This window comes from Alteripontixanthobacter muriae (assembly GCF_013336795.1).
Taxonomy (GTDB): domain Bacteria; phylum Pseudomonadota; class Alphaproteobacteria; order Sphingomonadales; family Sphingomonadaceae; genus Pseudopontixanthobacter; species Pseudopontixanthobacter muriae.
Genome location: NZ_JAAFZT010000022.1, coordinates 99,880 through 116,105 on the forward strand (window position 1 = coordinate 99,880; position 16,226 = coordinate 116,105).

Sequence of the window (16,226 nt, forward strand, 5' to 3'; positions counted from 1 at the left end):
GTTGATGATCTGAATATCGGCGCGGCTCGGTTCGGGGTTCCCGCTCGGGTGATTGTGGACGAGGATGAGCGCGCTCGCGCCGATGTCCAGCGCCTGGCGGATCACCTCACGGGGGTGAATTGCGGCTTCGTCGATTGAACCATCCCCCACATGATGGTCCAGAACCAGGCGGTTCTGCGTGTTGAGGAACAGGACGCGGACGCGTTCGACAGTCAGATGCGCCATGTCGATGGTGAGGTAGTCGATCAGCGCCTGCCAGCTACCCAGAAACGGCTTCTGCGCGATCTCGCCGCGCGCCATGCGCCGTGCCGCCAAGGCGACGCTTTTAAGTGCTGCGGCAGTCGTGTCGCCCACGCCCTTCACCGATTGCAAGGCGCCCGGCTCGGCATTCAGAACCGCAGCGAGGCTGCCGAACCGCTTGATCAGCGCCTTGGCGACAGGTTTCGTATCGCCCTGCCTCATGCCGGCGAACAGCAGATATTCCAGGACCTCGTAGTCGGCCAGCGCTTCGGCGCCGCCGCCCAGCAGACGTTGCCGCAGGCGGGCGCGATGGCCCTTGCCGGGATGCACCGCCGATTCGTCTTCAGCTTCAGGCAATTTTTCCCCCGCCAATAATCGGCCAAAATCAACGCCTGCCATAACGCGGGCGGCACGGTCCATTGCCTTTGCAATGGCATCGGCGCAAGTGGGTGGGGCATGGCGCTGGCTGACGACGATAGGCTTGACGAAGAGGATGCTGCGCCTGCCCGGCGATCCCGGCTGGTGTGGATCCTGTGGTCATGCCTCGCCATCATCATACTGGCAGCCGCAGCGCTGGCCCTCGCGTGGTTCTCCCGCGAACAGATCGCCCGCGACCTGATCGAGGATCAGCTGGCAGCGCTGGACCTGCCTGCGACTTACGAGATCGAAAAAATTGCCGGGCGCGAACAGATATTGCGCAACATCGTCGTGGGCGATCCGGAGAGACCGGATCTGACCGTTGAACGCGTCTCAATCGCGCTGACCTACGACGGCTTCGGTTACCCCGAACTGGGCCGTATCGAACTGTTGCGACCGCGTCTGTACGGGACTTGGCGGAACGGCCAGCTTAGCTTCGGCAGTCTGGACCGTGTCCTGTTTCCGGACAGCGACGCGCCCCCCGGATTGCCGGAGATCGATCTGGCGATCCGCGACGGAAGGGCGTTGCTGGAAACCGATTACGGCAGGATTGGTCTGAAGGCGGAAGGTTCCGGCCGCCTCGACGATGGGTTTGCAGGGATACTGGCGGCGACCGCGCCAATAATTGAAGCGGCTGATTGCGATATCGCAGATGCCACGGCTTTCGGCCGGATCAGATCGACCGGGGCCGGCCTGACCTTCAACGGCCCTGTACGCTTTGCCGCAATTGATTGTCCGTCGCAGGCGCTCAGCCTTACAGACGCGACGTTACGGACAGAACTTTCGACGGACGAGGCCTTCGACCAGTTCAGCGTCATGACCCGAATCGCGGCCGGGCGAGGGCGCTATGATGCGACTTCCCTCAACGGCCTGACCGGAACCGTTCGAGCGGATCTGAGCGGTGGTCGTGTAACTTCGAGTTACGCGCTGGCGGCCCGCGGAACGCAAACAGGGCAGATCCGCGCCGCATTGCTGACGGCAGAAGGAACGGTTCGCGCCAGCGATGGCTTCGCTCAGGTCGAGGCGAATGCCGATATCGAGGCAAACGGCATTCGGCCCGGCGATTCGCTGGACAGGATCATTGCCGATCTGAGCGCGCAGACCAGTGACACGCTGATCAGCCCGCTTCTTCGCAAATTACGCGGCGCTCTCGCCGAAGCAGCACCAGGCAGCAGGCTCGCCGCCTCCGCCATCCTTCGTCAGAACGACGAGCGCACCACCATCATCGTGCCCGAGGCTCGCCTGCGTGCGGGGAGCGGTGCCACTCTGCTGCAAGTATCCAGCGCGCAGCTGCGGACCAACCCAAATGGCAGGGCGCTGTTCTCGGGCAATTTCGCTACGAGCGGCCCGGGCATACCGTCCATCGCCGGCCGCACGGAGCGAGGCGAAAGTGGCGGCCTCGTGCTGCGGCTGGCGATGCGCGAATATGCCGCTGGCTCGTCCCGCCTCGCCCTGCCGCAATTCGAAATCCGGCAGGCAGCGGACGGAGCTTTGCGATTTTCCGGCAGGGCAGAGGCTTCCGGACCCTTGCCGGGCGGGTTCGTGCGCGATCTGGCCTTGCCGGTCGACGGCACCTATTCTGCCGCCGGCAGATTGGCTTTGTGGCGTAATTGCACCGATGTCCGTTTCGATCAGCTGCAATATGCCAATCTGACGGTGCAGGGCAGGGCGATCACCCTCTGCCCAAAAAATGGATCGCCCATCTTGAGTGGCGGCGACGGTGATCTGCAAATTGCGGCAAGAGCACCTTCGCTGAATGTTTCGGGCAGCCTCGGGTCGACGCCGATCACCCTCAGCAGCGGCGCGCTGAGCTTCGCTTTTCCCGGCGTGCTGGACATCGTGAACGTGAATGCCACCATCGGTCCGGAAGCGACCGCGACCCTGTTTCGCATCAGCGGTCTGCAGGCGCGGCTGGAAACGGAAGGCGGCATCGGCGGGACATTCGACGATGCCGACGTGACGATCGCGAACGTGCCTCTCGACCTTCTCGGCACCAGCGGAGACTGGCGCTATGCGGGCGGCGCTCTTTCGCTCGATAATGCAGGGTTCGTGTTGCAGGACCGGGCCGAACCCGACAGATTCGAGCCGCTGGATGCGCGGAATGCGACACTGACGCTGCGCGCGAATCGCATTGTCGCGGCAGCGGACCTTTTCAGCCCTGCGAGCGATCGCCTCGTCACCGAAGTGGCGCTCGAACATGATCTTTCGGATGGCACCGGCTTTGCCGATCTGACGGTTCCGGGCATTGTCTTCGACGAGGATTTGCAACCGTACCAACTAAGCCGCCTTGCGCTTGGCGTCGTAGCCAATACACGCGGCGTGGTGACCGGTACGGGGCGTCTCGACTGGAATGGCGAAGGCGTGCGCAGCACCGGAGCGTTTTCCTCGGAAGCGCTCGATTTCGCGGCTGCATTCGGCCCGGTGCAGGGTGCATCGGGCACGGTGGTGTTCTCCGACCTGCTCGGCCTGACCACCGCTCCCAACCAGCGCATATCGGTGCAATCGGTAAATCCCGGGATCGAAGTGACCGGCGGCACCGTGTCCTTCGGTTTGCGCGACGGACAGGTTCTGACAGTCGAAGGCGCAAGCTGGCCCTTCCTCGGCGGCACTCTTACTCTTGCCGAAGTGGACCTGAACCTCGGTATTTCGGAGGAGCGGCGGTACATCTTCGACATCACCGGCCTCAGTGCCGCGCGCTTCGTCGAGAATTTCGGACTGGAAAACATCGCTGCGCGCGGCACGTTCGACGGGCGAATTCCGGTCATTTTCGATGCGGCAGGAAATGGGCGAATCGAGGGCGGCTTGCTCGTATCCCGTCCGCCGGGCGGCACGATTTCCTACGTCGGCGAACTGACATATGAAGACCTTTCGCCGATGGCGAACTTCGCCTTCGATGCCTTGAGGGCGATCGACTATTCGGAAATGCGGATCGCGATGGATGGTGAACTAACCGGCGAACTGGTGACCCGCGTCCGCTTCGACGGCGTGACCCAGGGCGAGGGGACGCGAAGCAATTTTATCACCCGGCGCATCGCCGAACTGCCGCTGCGCTTCAACATCAACATTCGTGCGCCTTTCTATCAGCTCATTACCACGATCCGATCCATCTACGACCCCGAATTTGTTCGTGATCCGCGCGAACTCGGTTTGCTGTCGGACGATGGCGAACGGCTGAAGGCAGAAACGGTGAACCCGCCGCCCGCCGAGGACGGTCCCGATCTGATCCCCGAGATTACGCCCGACGATATTCAGCCCACAGAAAGCGAGAAACTGCCATGAGGCTCAACAAACCGACAGCAGGGCTGCGGCCAAAAGCCGTTCCCATCGTCGCTGCCACTGCAATGGCGCTCACCCTTGCTGGATGCATATCGGTCAACGCGCCTGAAGAGCCGATCGTGATCGAGTTGAATATAAATATCAGGCAGGAAGTGATATACAGGCTTGCTGCCGATGCCGGCACGACGATCGACGAGAATGCGGATATCTTCTGATCCTGCGCCGCAGCAGCCGCAAATTGAACTGGATGTGATTGCCATGACCCTATCTGACCTTCGCCGCTCATTCGCCCGTAATCTGTTCGGCGGGATGGTCGCTTGCGCGATGCTGGCCGGTCCGGTGGCAGGCACGGCGCATGCCCAGGCCCGCGACCCTGCTTACGATGCTGCCCGCAGCGCCGGAAAGGTCGGCGAAAAGATGGACGGCTACCTTGGCATCGTCGGGCAGGAAAGCGCGGAACTGCGCCGCGTCGTGAACGACATCAACATCAAGCGTCGTGCGTTATACGCGCAGCGCGCGCAGGCGGCGAATGCCACTCTGCAGGAATATGCGCTGACTGCCGGGTGCCTCGCCATTCTGCGCACGGCGCCAGGCGAGAAATATCAGGCGCCGGACGGCAGCTGGCAGACGCGCACGTCGCAGCCGCCCATGCGGGATAGCCGCTGTCCCGCCTGATACATGAAGGAGTGATATCTCGGTGCCGCTCCTGCTTGAGGCCGGGGGCGGTATTTTGCTGCCCAGCCCAAGCTGCGGCCGCTCTGCAAACACTCTATCCGGGAGCGTGCTGCAGTTGACTCGCCATGCTGCGCCGCCTAAGGGGACCGCGCCCTCGGCGGGCCGTTTTCGCCTGTGCCGGTTCTCTTGCGTTAAGGTTGGCGTTGCCCAGCTTGCAATGTAAGGAACAGGCATGAGCGACGACAAGCCTGCCCGGGAACCCATAGTCGAGGATGCGCGGATCGACGCGCTCGAAGCGCGGCTGAAAGTCGCACGAGAGCGCGAAGAGGAGCGCAACCGGCCAAAGGCCTCGGTTGCCGATGCGAATTATCGCAGCGGGAACAGGGTGCTGGCGGATCTTCTAGGCGGGATTCTCGGTGGTTTGGTTATTGGCTGGGTCATTGATTACTTCGCCGGAACCACGCCTTGGGGTCTGTTGGTGATGCTGTTCCTCGGAATAGTGGTTGCCTTCAGGAATATCATCACGGCGGCGAACCGACCGCCCGAAGACCCTCGCTGACGCGAGAGTCGGGGCCCTGATAAACAAACAAAGTCCCATGGGGCGTTAAGGACCTTCAAGCGTGGCAGCCCAGCAGGCCAGTGTCGACCCGATGCACCAGTTCACCATCGAACCGCTAGCCGGTGCGAGTAATTGGGAACTGGCAGGGTACAATATCGCCTTCACCAACTCGGCGCTCTGGATGGCGATCACCGCCATCGTGCTGACGGTGTTCGTCCTCGGCGGTCTCCGCCGTGAACTGGTGCCCGGGCGCTGGCAGATGGCGGTGGAAAGCTTCACCGGCTTCGTCGACGACATGCTGGAAGCGAATATAGGCAAGGCAGGGCGCAAGTACCTGCCCTATGTCTTCTCGCTCTTCATGTTCATCCTGTTCGCGAATATTCTGGGCCTTCTGCCGCTCGGGGTGATCGGCTTGCACCCATTTACCTTCACCAGCCACTTTACCGTGACGGGGATCTTTGCGATCATCTCGTTCTCGATCGTGCTGATCGTCGGTTTCGCGAAGCACGGCTTCCACTTCTTCTCGCTGTTCGTACCTGCGGGCACGCCGCTTCCGATGATCCCGCTGATTTTCATTATCGAGCTGGTCAGCTTCATGGTGCGGCCTTTCAGCCTTGGCCTGCGACTGTTCGTTGCCATGATGGCCGGGCACGTCCTGCTCGAGGTTCTGTCCAGCTTCGTCATTTCCGGTGCCAATGCAGGCATCGGCACCGGCATTTTCGTGGGCGGCGCAACCTTTATCCTGATGATCGGTATCTGTGCACTCGAACTGCTGGTCGCCGGGGTCCAGGCCTATGTTTTCGCCTTGCTGACCGCATTGTACATCAATGACGCGGAAAATCTTCACTAAGCCCATCTTTTTCGACAACACGATATCTTACAAAGGAGTTTTTCAAATGGACGCAGAAAGCGCACGCATGCTCGGTGCCGGTCTCGCTGCTGTGGGTGCCGGTCTGGCCTCGCTCGGCGTGGGTAACGTCTTTGCCAAGTACCTGGAAGGCGCGCTGCGCAATCCGGGTGCGGCCGACGGTCAGCAGGGCCGTCTGTTCATCGGCTTCGCCGCCGCAGAACTTCTCGGCCTTCTGGCCTTCGTCGTCGCGATGATCCTGATCTTCGTCGCCTGATCTGACGAACTGAAACTGCCGGCCGGGACACAGCGCCCGGCCGGACCTATTTTCCTCCTCAACCGCCGGGACCGGATCCGATGCCTCAGATTGCCCAGCTTGCAGAAACCTACTCCAGCCAGATTTTCTGGTTGCTGGTGATCTTCGGGCTCGTATTCTTCGTTATCGGGCGAGGCATGGTGCCGAAGGTGGTCGAAACTGTCGGTCAGCGCGACGCGCAGATCACCAGCGACCTGGCTGCGGCCCAGTCCGCCCGCGACCGGGCCGATGAGGAGGAGGCGGCCTGGCGCATGCGCGAGAACGAAAATCGTGCTGCCGCTCAGGCCATCATCGCCGATGCAAAGGCTGATGGCGCCTCCCGAAACGAGGCACGCCTTGCAGAAGCGCAAGCACGCATTGACCGGGAAACGGATGAGGCTGAGCAGCGTATCGCGCATTCACGCCGCAGTGCGCTGGAAGAGATCGAAGCCGTGGCCGCCGACGCCACGCAGGACATTGTCCGCAGGCTCGCAGGGCTCGACATCGACGATGTCGCGGCTCGCTCCGCGGTCAAGGGAGCGATGAATCATGGCTGATACCCCAGGGATCATTGCCGATTACGACAACGAACCCGTGGGCGCCGTCGTGGACCCGGGACAGGCCGGCGTGCATATCGAGCCGGAACTGTGGGGCTTGGCTCCATACCAGATCGTCGCATTCGCCATGCTTGCGCTCATTCTCATCATGATCTGGAAGAAGGTTCCGGCCCTGATAGTAGGCGGCCTCGACGCCAAGATCGCTGCCATTCGTGATCAGCTGGATGAAGCTAAGCGCCTCCGCGCGGAAGCCGAAGCACTGCGCGATGAATATTCGGCAAAGATCGCCGGGGCCGAGCAGGACGCCGGAGCGATGCTGGAAAGCGCGCGCAACGAAGCCGCGATGATCATCGAGCGAGCCGAAGCGGATGGTCGCGAGATGGTGGCCCGCCGCGAACGGATGGCTCAGGACAAGATTGCCGCAGCCGAACGTGAGGCTGTGGACGAAGTGCGTGCCCGTGCAGCAAGCGCTGCCGCCGGTGCGTCGCGCCGCCTTATCGCCGAACGCCACACTGCGGATGCTGACCGGATGCTGGCCGACGAGATGATCGCCAACATCTGATCTAGGAATCGGTTCTCGCCAAATGTGCGGAACCGATCAGCGGGTTTGGGCGCTCTCCTTTGAAAGAAGGAGATACATTTTGGCTCGTACACCCCCCCTTTCCGCCATTGCCATCAATTGTTCGCTGAAGAAGTCGAGCGATGAGAAAAGCTCGACCGACGTCATGATTGGCGTGTTGCAGGAACAGTTCGCATCCTTCGACGTGCCGGTCACGGAAACCATCCGCATCGCAGACTTCAACGTGTTGCCAGGCGTCACCTCTGACGAGGGCGAGGGAGACGATTGGCCGGCGATCCGCGAGAAGATTTTGGCTCACGACATCCTGATCTTCGGCGGTCCCGTTTGGATGGGTCAGCTAGGGTCCATTGGCAAGCGTGTACTCGAACGCATGGATGCCTTTTTGGGCGAAACAGACGATTGCGGCCGCATGCCGAGCTTTGGGAAAGTGGCAGTCGCAGCCGTAGTCGGCAATGAAGACGGCGCTCATTGGCTTTCGGCGCAGCTGTACCAGTCGCTGAGCGATACGGGCTGGACGATTCCGCCTGCCGCCGTCAGCTATTGGGTGGGCGAGGCGATGGGCAGCACCGACTTCAAGGATCTGGACAAAACGCCGGAGAAGGTCGTCGAAACTGCCAAAATGGCGGCTTCCAACGCCGCGCATCTGGCAGGGCTGCTCAAGTCCGAAACCTATCCCGGCGCAGGCGGCTAACCGGCGAATTTGTCCTTCGCCTGCCGGAGGGCGGCAAAAGTCTCGTGAGAGGCCGTGCCGCCCCAACGAGCCTTCATTTCCGGCTCGTCGGCCCGCAGGAACGGGTTTGTCTCAAGCTCACGCCTCAGCAGGGTCGGAACAGTTGCCTTGCCCAGCGTCCGCTTGTCTCGAATTTCGGCAGCATAGTCCTGCAGATGCTGATTGCCTGGATCGGCATGGAGAGCGAATTTGGCATTGGCCGCAGTATATTCATGCGCGCAGTATAACATTGTTTCTGCCGGCAGAGCCTTGATCCGCTGCAGACTGGTCCAGAACTGTTCCGGAGTTCCCTCGAACATCCGTCCGCAGCCTAACGCAAAAACCGAATCTCCCACGAACGCCACGCCCGCTTTCGGCAGATGATAGGCGACATGACCTGACGTATGCCCGCCAACATCCATGACCGTCGCTTCGTAATGACCGATGGTGACGCTGTCCCCCTCGCTGACGGTGCGGTCGATCCCCGCTATCCTGTCCTTCTCACCTTCCGGAGCGATAACCCTGCAGCCGGTAGCGGCCTTAATTGCCTCATTCCCGCCCGCGTGGTCCGGGTGCCAATGCGTGTTCCAGATCTGCGTGATGGTCCAGCCCTTCGCATCGGCCTCGCGCAAGATCACTTCCGCTTCGGGCGTATCGATGCACACTGTCTCGCCGCTGTCGGGGTCATGGACGAGGAAGCCGTAATTGTCGGACAGGCACGGGAACTGGTGGATCTCTAGCATGGCTGCATAGTAACGCCGTTCCTCTCAACGCGAAAGGCCCGCCTGCTCCAGGGAGCAAGCGGGCCTTTCCTCATGTCATCGGCAGTGATGCCGATCGCCGCTTAGCCGTCGGACTTCTTCAGCGCTTCGCCGAGAATGTCGCCGAGCGATGCGCCCGATGCGGACGAGCCGTACTGTTCGACAGCCTGCTTCTCTTCCGAGATCTGGTAGGCCTTGATCGAGAAGTTGGGCTTCTTCGAACGGTCGAAACCGGTGACCATGGCATCGACCTTCTGTCCGGTCTGGAACCGGTCGGGGCGCTGCTCGTCACGGTCGCGGCCGAGGTCCGAACGCTTGATGAAGCCGGTCGCGCCGTCTTCGCCGACCTGGACTTCCAGGCCGCCATCGCGCACTTCGAGCACGGTGACGGTGACGATGCTGCCACGGCGCAGGGCATCGCCGGTCGCGCCTTCGGCGGACGGTGCACCCTTTTCAAGCTGCTTCATGCCGAGGCTGATGCGTTCCTTGTCGGTGTCGACATCCAGAACGACGGCTTCGACCTGCTCGCCCTTGCGGTGAAGAGCCAGCGCGTCTTCGCCCGAAATGCCCCAAGCGATGTCGGACATGTGGACCATGCCATCGACGTCGCCGTCCAGTCCGATGAACAGACCGAATTCGGTGGCATTCTTGACTTCACCAGAAACCTTGGAGCCAACCGGATGTGCGTCGGCAAATTCTTCCCAGGGGTTGCCCTGAGCCTGCTTGAGGCCGAGCGAGATGCGGCGCTTGTCCGAATCGACTTCGAGAACAACCACATCGACTTCCTGCGAGGTCGAGACGATCTTGCCGGGGTGCACGTTCTTCTTGGTCCAGCTCATTTCGGAGACATGGACCAGGCCTTCGATGCCGGCTTCCAGTTCCACGAATGCGCCATATTCGGTGATGTTGGTCACATTGCCCGACAGCTTCATGCCGACCGGATACTTGGCCGAGACACCATCCCACGGATCGCTTTCCAGCTGCTTCATGCCGAGGCTGATGCGCTGCGTTTCAGCATTGATGCGGATGATCTGGACCGTGACTGTGTCACCGATGTTGATGATCTCGCTGGGGTGATTGACGCGCTTGTAGCTCATGTCGGTGACATGCAGCAGGCCGTCGATGCCGCCCAGATCCACGAAAGCACCGTAATCGGTGATGTTCTTGACCACGCCGTCGATCACCTGACCTTCGGCAAGATCATTGATCAGTTCGCTGCGCTGTTCGGCGCGGGTTTCTTCCAGAACGGCACGGCGCGAAACGACGATGTTGCCGCGGCGGCGATCCATCTTGAGGATCTGGAAAGGCTGCGGCATGTCCATCAGCGGGGTCACGTCGCGCACGGGGCGGATGTCGACCTGGCTGCCGGGCAGGAAGGCCACGGCGCCATCAAGATCGACGGTGAAGCCACCCTTTACGCGGCCGAAGATACGGCCATCGACGCGCTTGCCTTCGCCGAATTCGCTTTCCAGCTTGTCCCAGGCGGCTTCGCGGCGGGCGCGGTCGCGGCTGAGCATCGCTTCACCATCGGCATTTTCGACGCGGTCGACATAGACTTCGACTTCATCGCCGACCGACAGGCCGTGATCGTCTTCGCCGCGCATGAATTCCTTGAGGTCGATGCGGCCTTCGCTCTTGAGGCCCACGTCGATGGTGGCAGCGCCGCCTTCAATGGCGGTGACGGTGCCCTTGACGACGCGGCCTTCGAAGCCGCCGTCATCGGCATTGCCGAGTTGTTCGTTAAGGAGCGCTTCGAAATCGGAGCGCGTGGGGTTGGCGGTAGATGCCATGTTGGTGTTGATCCTGACTTCACGTTTTGTCCGGCCAGGCGGTTGTATCCGCCGGTCTTGTTGGCCGATCTCCCTGCCGGGCCGAATGCCGCGAGAGGGGTTTGACAAACCGGGGCTGGCGAGGGCGGAACGGGCCGGTTCGGCAGGCGGTGAAGCGCCTTTTGCGAAAACCTGTCATGCTCGAAAGCTGCCTTCGACCATAACCATTCGGTATGTCGAACGGGCGGGCGCATAGCCTGCATGGCTCATGATAGCAAGTAAAACGCGCCATTCGAACGCATAGTCTTCGTCAGCGAGTGCGGGAGTGCTCGACCGCCGATATGGCCTCCGCGATTGCCTCATCCTTGCCGAGCGCTGTGGTATCGAGAACCAAAGCGTCGGGGGCCGGGACCAAGGGCGCTTCCTTGCGGTTGCGGTCGCGTTCGTCCCGGCGGCGCAGGTCGCTTTCTATGTCGTCCAGGGTTACCTCCACCCCGCTATCGCGCATTTCGAGATAGCGGCGATGCGCGCGCGCTTCGACACTGGCGGTCACGAACAGCTTTACCTCGGCCTCCGGCGCGATGATTGTTCCGATGTCGCGCCCGTCCAGCACTGCGCCGCCGTCCTGCGTGGCGAATTCGCGCTGCCGGTCGAAAAGCGCGCTGCGCACCGCTGGATGAATAGAGACTCGGCTGGCAAGGGCACCTGTCGCCTCGCGGCGAAGCTCCGGGTTCTGCAGAAGGTCATCGGCAAATTTCACGGCTACCAGTGCATCAGCCTCGCAATCGGCATCGCCGCCATTTGCCGCGACCTGCCAGCCGACCGCACGGTATAGCAGACCGGTGTCGAGATGCGGCAGGCCGAAATGAGCGGCAATCGCCTTGGCTATGGTACCCTTGCCCGAAGCGGTAGGGCCGTCGACTGCGATGATCATGGGCTTTCGGTCCTGTTCCGGCGCTTCGTGCGGAATGCCTTCACCAGCCCCCAAATTGCCACGCTGGCCCAGACACCTTCCAGAACGAGGGAAGGCAGGTTGGTATTCACCAGCAGCGACAAGGCGAGCAGGGCGGCACCGACGAGGTTGGTGGCATGCAGAATGAAAGGATTGGGCTGCTTCGCCGCGGTGACATAGGCGTAAGCTGCCACGATGAGCACCATGCCCGCGAAGCCGACGATGTTTGCAAGGTCGGAATGCATGATCGGAATTGGTGTCATGCCGTGCTGCCCTGGCTCGTTGCCTGGTTGAGCAGCGGCATGAAAGTGGGGAAGCTGGTGGCGATCGGGCGCGTATCGTCGATTGCGACTCCGTTGCGGCTGAAGAGTCCCGCCACTGCCATGCTCATTGCGATCCGGTGGTCGAGATGGGTGACGCAAGGCTCACCGTCTGCCGGAGTGCCGCGCAGGGGTTCGCCGCCGGTGCCGTCGATCGTCAGGCCATCGGGTGTTTCGGCCACATCAGCCCCGGCAATCTTGAGTGCTGCCGCCATGACCGAGAGCCTGTCCGATTCCTTGACCCGCAGTTCCTCCAGCCCGCTCGTGATCGTACGCCCTTGCGCCACCGATGCCGCGACGAACAGGGCCGGGAATTCATCGATCATCGAAGGAGCGAGGGCAGGGTCGACGCTGGTGCCCCGTAGCGCCGAATGGCGGACGCGAAGATCGGCCACCGGTTCGCCTCCGACCTCCCGCCGGTTCAGTTCCTCTATCGATCCGCCCATGCTCCGGAGTACGGTTATGAGGCCGGTGCGGGTGTCGTTCATACCGACATTGCCGATCGTCAAATCGCTGCCGGCGACGATAAGGGCGGCGACGATGAAGAACGCTGCCGAGGATGGATCACCGGGAACTTCCAGCGACTGCGGCGCCAGATCGCATTCACCCTGCAGACGAATGATGCGCTCGCCGTTCTCTTCGGTAATTTCGATAGGCGCACCGAATCCCCGCAGCATTCTTTCGGTATGGTCGCGCGTGGGGACGGGTTCGACAATCGTGGTGACGCCTGGCGTGTTCAGCCCGGCCAGCAGGATCGCGCTTTTGACCTGTGCGCTGGCGACCGGCAGTCGATAGCGGATCGGCACTGCGGGGCAGAGGCCGCGCATCATGATCGGCAGGGTCGTGCCGGGGCTGACGGTGAAATCGGCGCCCATGGCCGAGAGCGGCGCGGTCACCCGCTCCATGGGGCGCCGTGACAGGCTGGAATCGCCGATGAAGGTCGCACTGATGCCGTGGCTTGCGACCAGCCCCATCAGCAGCCGCGTGGAGGTCCCGCTGTTCCCCATGTCGAGCGCGCCGGCAGGCTGGAGCAATCCGCCCACGCCCACACCATGGACGCGCCATTCGCCATCGCTCTGCCGCTCGATCGTGGCCCCCATGGCCCGCAGGGCTCCGGCGGTGGCGAGCACGTCTTCTCCTTCGAGCATACCGGAGATGCGGCTTTCGCCTATCGCGAGAGCTGCGAAAATCAGCGCGCGGTGGCTGATCGACTTGTCGCCCGGCACACAAATCTCTCCGCGCAACGACCCAGCGGGCGCAAAGCGGTGCGGCGTGGGCAATTGAGGAAAGGCAGACAAGTGAGCGGCTTTCGGACAAGCAGAGGGTGGTGCAGCGCGCGGGTGCAGGGCGGGAACGCGCGGCTTTTGACAGGGGGCGGCCCCTATGGCAAGGCGCGCCGGCGCCCGATGGCTGCACCGGCGGCGATGCCTCTCCGGTCCGCAGCCTAAGGGTTTCCTGCTGACTGGCACGGTTGTCCTTGACTGCGGACGGCTTCGCGCCACATCGGGATCTTACAAATTACTGCCCGCCGTCTTTGCGGGCTTACCTATCGAGGAAATGCAATGGTCAAGCCTGAATGGGGTACGAAGCGTACGTGCCCGAAATGCGGCACCCGCTTCTACGATCTCGGCAATGACGAGCCTGTAAAGTGCATCGAATGCGGCGAGGACTGGAACCCCGAGCCGGTTCTGAAGTCCAAGCAGCCGATCCCGTTCGAGGATACGGAAAAGAAGAAGGACGAGGATACCGAATCCGATACGGATCTCGCCGATGACGATCTGGACGATATCGACGAGGACGATGATTCGCCGGACAATGATGTCGATCTCGGCGGCGATGACGATCTTGGTGTCAGCAAGGGCAAGGGTGACGACGAGGAACCCGAAAGCTGATTTCGCCAATCGGGTGGTCCGTTGCATGGCCAGTCCGGAATGCGGAGGCGAAAAAGAGCCTTGCCATTCCGGCCCGCCGGCCATAAACGGCCCATCCAGTCAGCGCCCGGCGGCTTCAACGCAGGTCGGGCACGGACGAATGGGGCCTTAGCTCAGCTGGGAGAGCGCCTGCATGGCATGCAGGAGGTCAGCGGTTCGATCCCGCTAGGCTCCACCATCATTTTCGTGTTATGAAGGTGATGGTTACAGATTGCAGCCGGCCAGATGGCCGCGCGCCAGCCGACGAGGTTTCGTCCGCTGGCGTTTTTGGCGTTTTGCGCCGCATGGGCCGGGTCGGCCGGAAGGGCCGATCAGGCCGGACGGGAGTGTAAGCGATGTTCGATTCCCTTTCCGATCGCCTTGGCGGCGTTTTCGACAAGTTGCGCGGGCGCGGTGCGCTTCGTGAAGAGGACGTCCGCGCTGCCATGCGCGAAGTGCGCATTGCCTTGCTGGAGGCTGATGTCGCCTTGCCTGTCGTGCGCCGCTTCATCGATGCGGTGACGGAAAAGGCCATCGGCCAGGACGTGCTGAAATCGGTCACGCCCGGCCAGCAGGTCGTCAAGATCGTCAATGACGAACTGGTCGAGATGCTCGGCGGCGAAGGCCACGTCGATCTGATGCTCGAGGCGAAGCCGCCGGTCGTCATCATGATGGTCGGCCTGCAGGGGTCGGGCAAGACGACCACCACGGCCAAGCTGGCGAAGTATATTCGCGAGAAGCATGGCAAGAAGGCGCTGATGGCGTCGCTGGACGTCAATCGCCCCGCCGCGCAGGAACAGCTGGCAGTGCTGGGCGAACAGACCGGCGTCGCGACACTGCCGATCGTCGTGGGTCAGCAACCGGTAGATATTGCGCGACGCGCCCTCGAATCGGCCAAATTGCAGGCGGCGGACGTGCTGCTGCTGGACACGGCAGGCCGTCTGCATGTCGACGAAGCGTTGATGGCGGAGATGAAGGCGGTGTCCGCTGTCTCCACGCCGACGGAAACGCTGCTGGTGGTCGATTCGCTCACCGGTCAGGACGCTGTGAACGTCGCGCAGAATTTCTCGGGCGAGGTCGACCTTACCGGCGTCATCCTGACCCGGATGGACGGCGATGCGCGCGGCGGTGCCGCCCTGTCCATGCGGGCCGTAACAGGTAGGCCGATCAAGTTTGCCGGTACGGGCGAGAAGCTTGATGCGCTCGAGGCCTTCCACCCCAGCCGGGTTGCCAATCGCATCCTTGGCATGGGCGATGTCGTCAGCCTGGTCGAACGCGCTGCCACGGCGGTCAAGGCGGAAGAGGCCGAGGAACTCGCCCGCCGCATGTCGAAGGGGCAGTTCGACCTCAACGATCTGCGCACCCAGCTTCGCCAGATGCAGAACATGGGCGGTCTGGGCATGCTTGCCGGAATGATGCCGGGCATGAAGAAGGCCAAGGCCGCCCTGCAGCAGAGCGGTATGGACGACAAGGTGCTCGTGCATATGGATGCGCTCATCGGGTCGATGACCGCGAAAGAGCGTGCCAATCCCGCGATATTGAACGCCAAGCGCAAGCGCCGCGTGGCCGCAGGTTCTGGCCTTCAGGTGCAGGATCTGAACCGTTTGCTCAAGATGCATCAGGAAATGAGCAAGGCGATGAAGCAGATCCGCAAGATGGGCGGGTTGAAGGGCCTTGGCGCGCTGTTCGGCAAGGGCGGGATGGGCGCAGCGATGCCCGGTCTCGGCGGGCCGGGAGGCGGCGGTTTGCCGGGCCTCGGTGGCCCTGGCGGCGGCGATATTCCGCCTGAACTTCAAAATCTTTTGAACAACAAGAACAAGTAAATTCAGTTATCTCATTCAGAAAGGTATAATCCATGGCAATTGCAATCCGTCTTTCCCGCGGTGGCGCGAAGAAGCGCCCCTATTACCGTATCGTCGCTGCCGACAACCGTGCGCCGCGCGACGGCAAGTATCTCGAGCAGATCGGCACCTATAATCCGCTGCTGGCCAAGGATGACGAGAAGCGCGTTCAGCTGAACGAAGACCGTGCCCGCTACTGGCTCGGCGTCGGGGCGCAGCCCAGCGACCGCGTGCTGCGTTTCCTCGATGCTGCCGGCATTCGTGAGCGTGACGCCCGGAGCAACCCCAACAAGGGCAAGCCGGGCGAAAAGGCGACGGAACGTGCCGAAGAACGCGCCACCAAGGCTGCCGAAGCCGCTGAAGCGCTGAAGGCTGCCGAAGAAGAAGCCAAGAACGCTCCCGCCAAGGAAGAGGAAGCTCCGGCCGAAACCGCAGCCGATACGACCGCTGGCGAAGAGAACGCCGCTGTCGAGACCGCCGAAACGGCGGACGAAGCCAAGACGGAAGGCTGAACGCCT

Annotated in this window: 18 protein-coding genes and 1 tRNA gene; 13 read left to right on the forward strand and 6 right to left on the reverse strand. The window is 62.2% G+C overall.

Annotation, left to right across the window (positions count from 1 at the left end):
* Window positions 1–597, reverse strand: a 597-nt coding sequence (locus G7A66_RS07855) for a JAB domain-containing protein (RefSeq protein ID WP_232366751.1), incomplete at its 3' end; no start/stop codon positions are given.
* Window positions 598–696: 99 nt separating this feature from the next.
* Between G7A66_RS07855 and G7A66_RS07860 the strand changes: the two genes are divergently transcribed.
* From G7A66_RS07860 to G7A66_RS07900, 9 genes are all read left to right on the forward strand, one after another.
* A complete protein-coding gene (locus G7A66_RS07860; protein WP_174295136.1) occupies window positions 697–3,936 on the forward strand; it encodes a YdbH domain-containing protein in 3,240 nt (1,079 codons plus the stop codon).
* Complete coding sequence (locus G7A66_RS07865) at window positions 3,933–4,148, forward strand: YnbE family lipoprotein (protein WP_174295137.1); 216 nt, start codon at window positions 3,933–3,935, stop codon at window positions 4,146–4,148. The genes G7A66_RS07860 and G7A66_RS07865 overlap by 4 nt, the downstream gene beginning before the upstream one ends.
* 43 nt (window positions 4,149–4,191) lie before the next feature.
* The gene (locus tag G7A66_RS07870; RefSeq protein WP_174295138.1) at window positions 4,192–4,608 is read left to right on the forward strand and encodes a YdbL family protein; all 417 of its coding nucleotides are present in this window, start codon (window positions 4,192–4,194) and stop codon (window positions 4,606–4,608) included.
* Between the two features lie 232 nt (window positions 4,609–4,840).
* Window positions 4,841–5,167, forward strand: coding sequence for an AtpZ/AtpI family protein (locus tag G7A66_RS07875; RefSeq protein ID WP_174295139.1), 327 nt, complete (start codon window positions 4,841–4,843; stop codon window positions 5,165–5,167).
* 61 nt (window positions 5,168–5,228) lie between these two features.
* Window positions 5,229–6,017 carry a F0F1 ATP synthase subunit A gene (locus tag G7A66_RS07880; protein ID WP_332310518.1) on the forward strand — a complete coding sequence of 263 codons (789 nt, stop codon included), beginning with the start codon at window positions 5,229–5,231 and terminating at the stop codon, window positions 6,015–6,017.
* A 46-nt stretch (window positions 6,018–6,063) separates the two neighbouring features.
* Window positions 6,064–6,291 carry a F0F1 ATP synthase subunit C gene (locus G7A66_RS07885; protein WP_174295140.1) on the forward strand — a complete coding sequence of 76 codons (228 nt, stop codon included), beginning with the start codon at window positions 6,064–6,066 and terminating at the stop codon, window positions 6,289–6,291.
* Window positions 6,292–6,371: 80 nt separating this feature from the next.
* Window positions 6,372–6,866, forward strand: coding sequence for a F0F1 ATP synthase subunit B family protein (locus G7A66_RS07890; RefSeq protein ID WP_174295141.1), 495 nt, complete (start codon window positions 6,372–6,374; stop codon window positions 6,864–6,866).
* Window positions 6,859–7,428: a F0F1 ATP synthase subunit B family protein gene (locus G7A66_RS07895; protein ID WP_174295142.1), complete on the forward strand. Its 570-nt coding sequence runs from the start codon at window positions 6,859–6,861 to the stop codon at window positions 7,426–7,428. Before G7A66_RS07890 ends, G7A66_RS07895 begins: the two co-directional genes overlap by 8 nt.
* A gap of 79 nt (window positions 7,429–7,507) precedes the next feature.
* Window positions 7,508–8,137: a flavodoxin family protein gene (locus tag G7A66_RS07900; protein WP_232366740.1), complete on the forward strand. Its 630-nt coding sequence runs from the start codon at window positions 7,508–7,510 to the stop codon at window positions 8,135–8,137.
* Here the strand turns inward: G7A66_RS07900 and gloB are convergent.
* From gloB to aroA, 5 genes are all read right to left on the reverse strand, one after another.
* On the reverse strand, window positions 8,134–8,898 hold the full coding sequence (gene gloB, locus G7A66_RS07905) for a hydroxyacylglutathione hydrolase (protein ID WP_174295144.1): 765 nt from the start codon (window positions 8,896–8,898) through the stop codon (window positions 8,134–8,136). The two genes, G7A66_RS07900 and gloB, sit on opposite strands and share 4 nt — an antisense overlap.
* A gap of 101 nt (window positions 8,899–8,999) precedes the next feature.
* Window positions 9,000–10,706 (reverse strand): 30S ribosomal protein S1, encoded by a 1,707-nt coding sequence (gene rpsA / locus G7A66_RS07910; RefSeq protein ID WP_174295145.1) that lies wholly within the window; start codon window positions 10,704–10,706, stop codon window positions 9,000–9,002.
* 289 nt (window positions 10,707–10,995) lie between these two features.
* On the reverse strand, window positions 10,996–11,619 hold the full coding sequence (gene cmk, locus G7A66_RS07915) for a (d)CMP kinase (protein ID WP_174295146.1): 624 nt from the start codon (window positions 11,617–11,619) through the stop codon (window positions 10,996–10,998).
* Entirely contained in the window at window positions 11,616–11,900 is a 285-nt protein-coding gene (locus G7A66_RS07920) for a CBU_0592 family membrane protein (protein ID WP_232366741.1), read from the reverse strand. The genes cmk and G7A66_RS07920 overlap by 4 nt, the downstream gene beginning before the upstream one ends.
* On the reverse strand, window positions 11,897–13,201 hold the full coding sequence (gene aroA / locus G7A66_RS07925) for a 3-phosphoshikimate 1-carboxyvinyltransferase (RefSeq protein ID WP_174295147.1): 1,305 nt from the start codon (window positions 13,199–13,201) through the stop codon (window positions 11,897–11,899). The genes G7A66_RS07920 and aroA overlap by 4 nt, the downstream gene beginning before the upstream one ends.
* Window positions 13,202–13,519: 318 nt before the next feature.
* On the opposite strand from aroA, the gene G7A66_RS07930 reads away from it, so the two are divergent.
* The 4 genes from G7A66_RS07930 (at window position 13,520) to rpsP (ending at window position 16,220) form a co-directional block, all read left to right on the forward strand.
* Window positions 13,520–13,849, forward strand: coding sequence for a TIGR02300 family protein (locus G7A66_RS07930; protein ID WP_174295148.1), 330 nt, complete (start codon window positions 13,520–13,522; stop codon window positions 13,847–13,849).
* A gap of 141 nt (window positions 13,850–13,990) precedes the next feature.
* Window positions 13,991–14,066, forward strand: a tRNA-Ala gene (locus G7A66_RS07935).
* A gap of 157 nt (window positions 14,067–14,223) precedes the next feature.
* Window positions 14,224–15,690, forward strand: coding sequence for a signal recognition particle protein (gene ffh, locus G7A66_RS07940; protein ID WP_174295149.1), 1,467 nt, complete (start codon window positions 14,224–14,226; stop codon window positions 15,688–15,690).
* A gap of 32 nt (window positions 15,691–15,722) precedes the next feature.
* Window positions 15,723–16,220, forward strand: coding sequence for a 30S ribosomal protein S16 (gene rpsP, locus G7A66_RS07945; RefSeq protein WP_174295150.1), 498 nt, complete (start codon window positions 15,723–15,725; stop codon window positions 16,218–16,220).
* Window positions 16,221–16,226 lie beyond the last annotated feature (6 nt).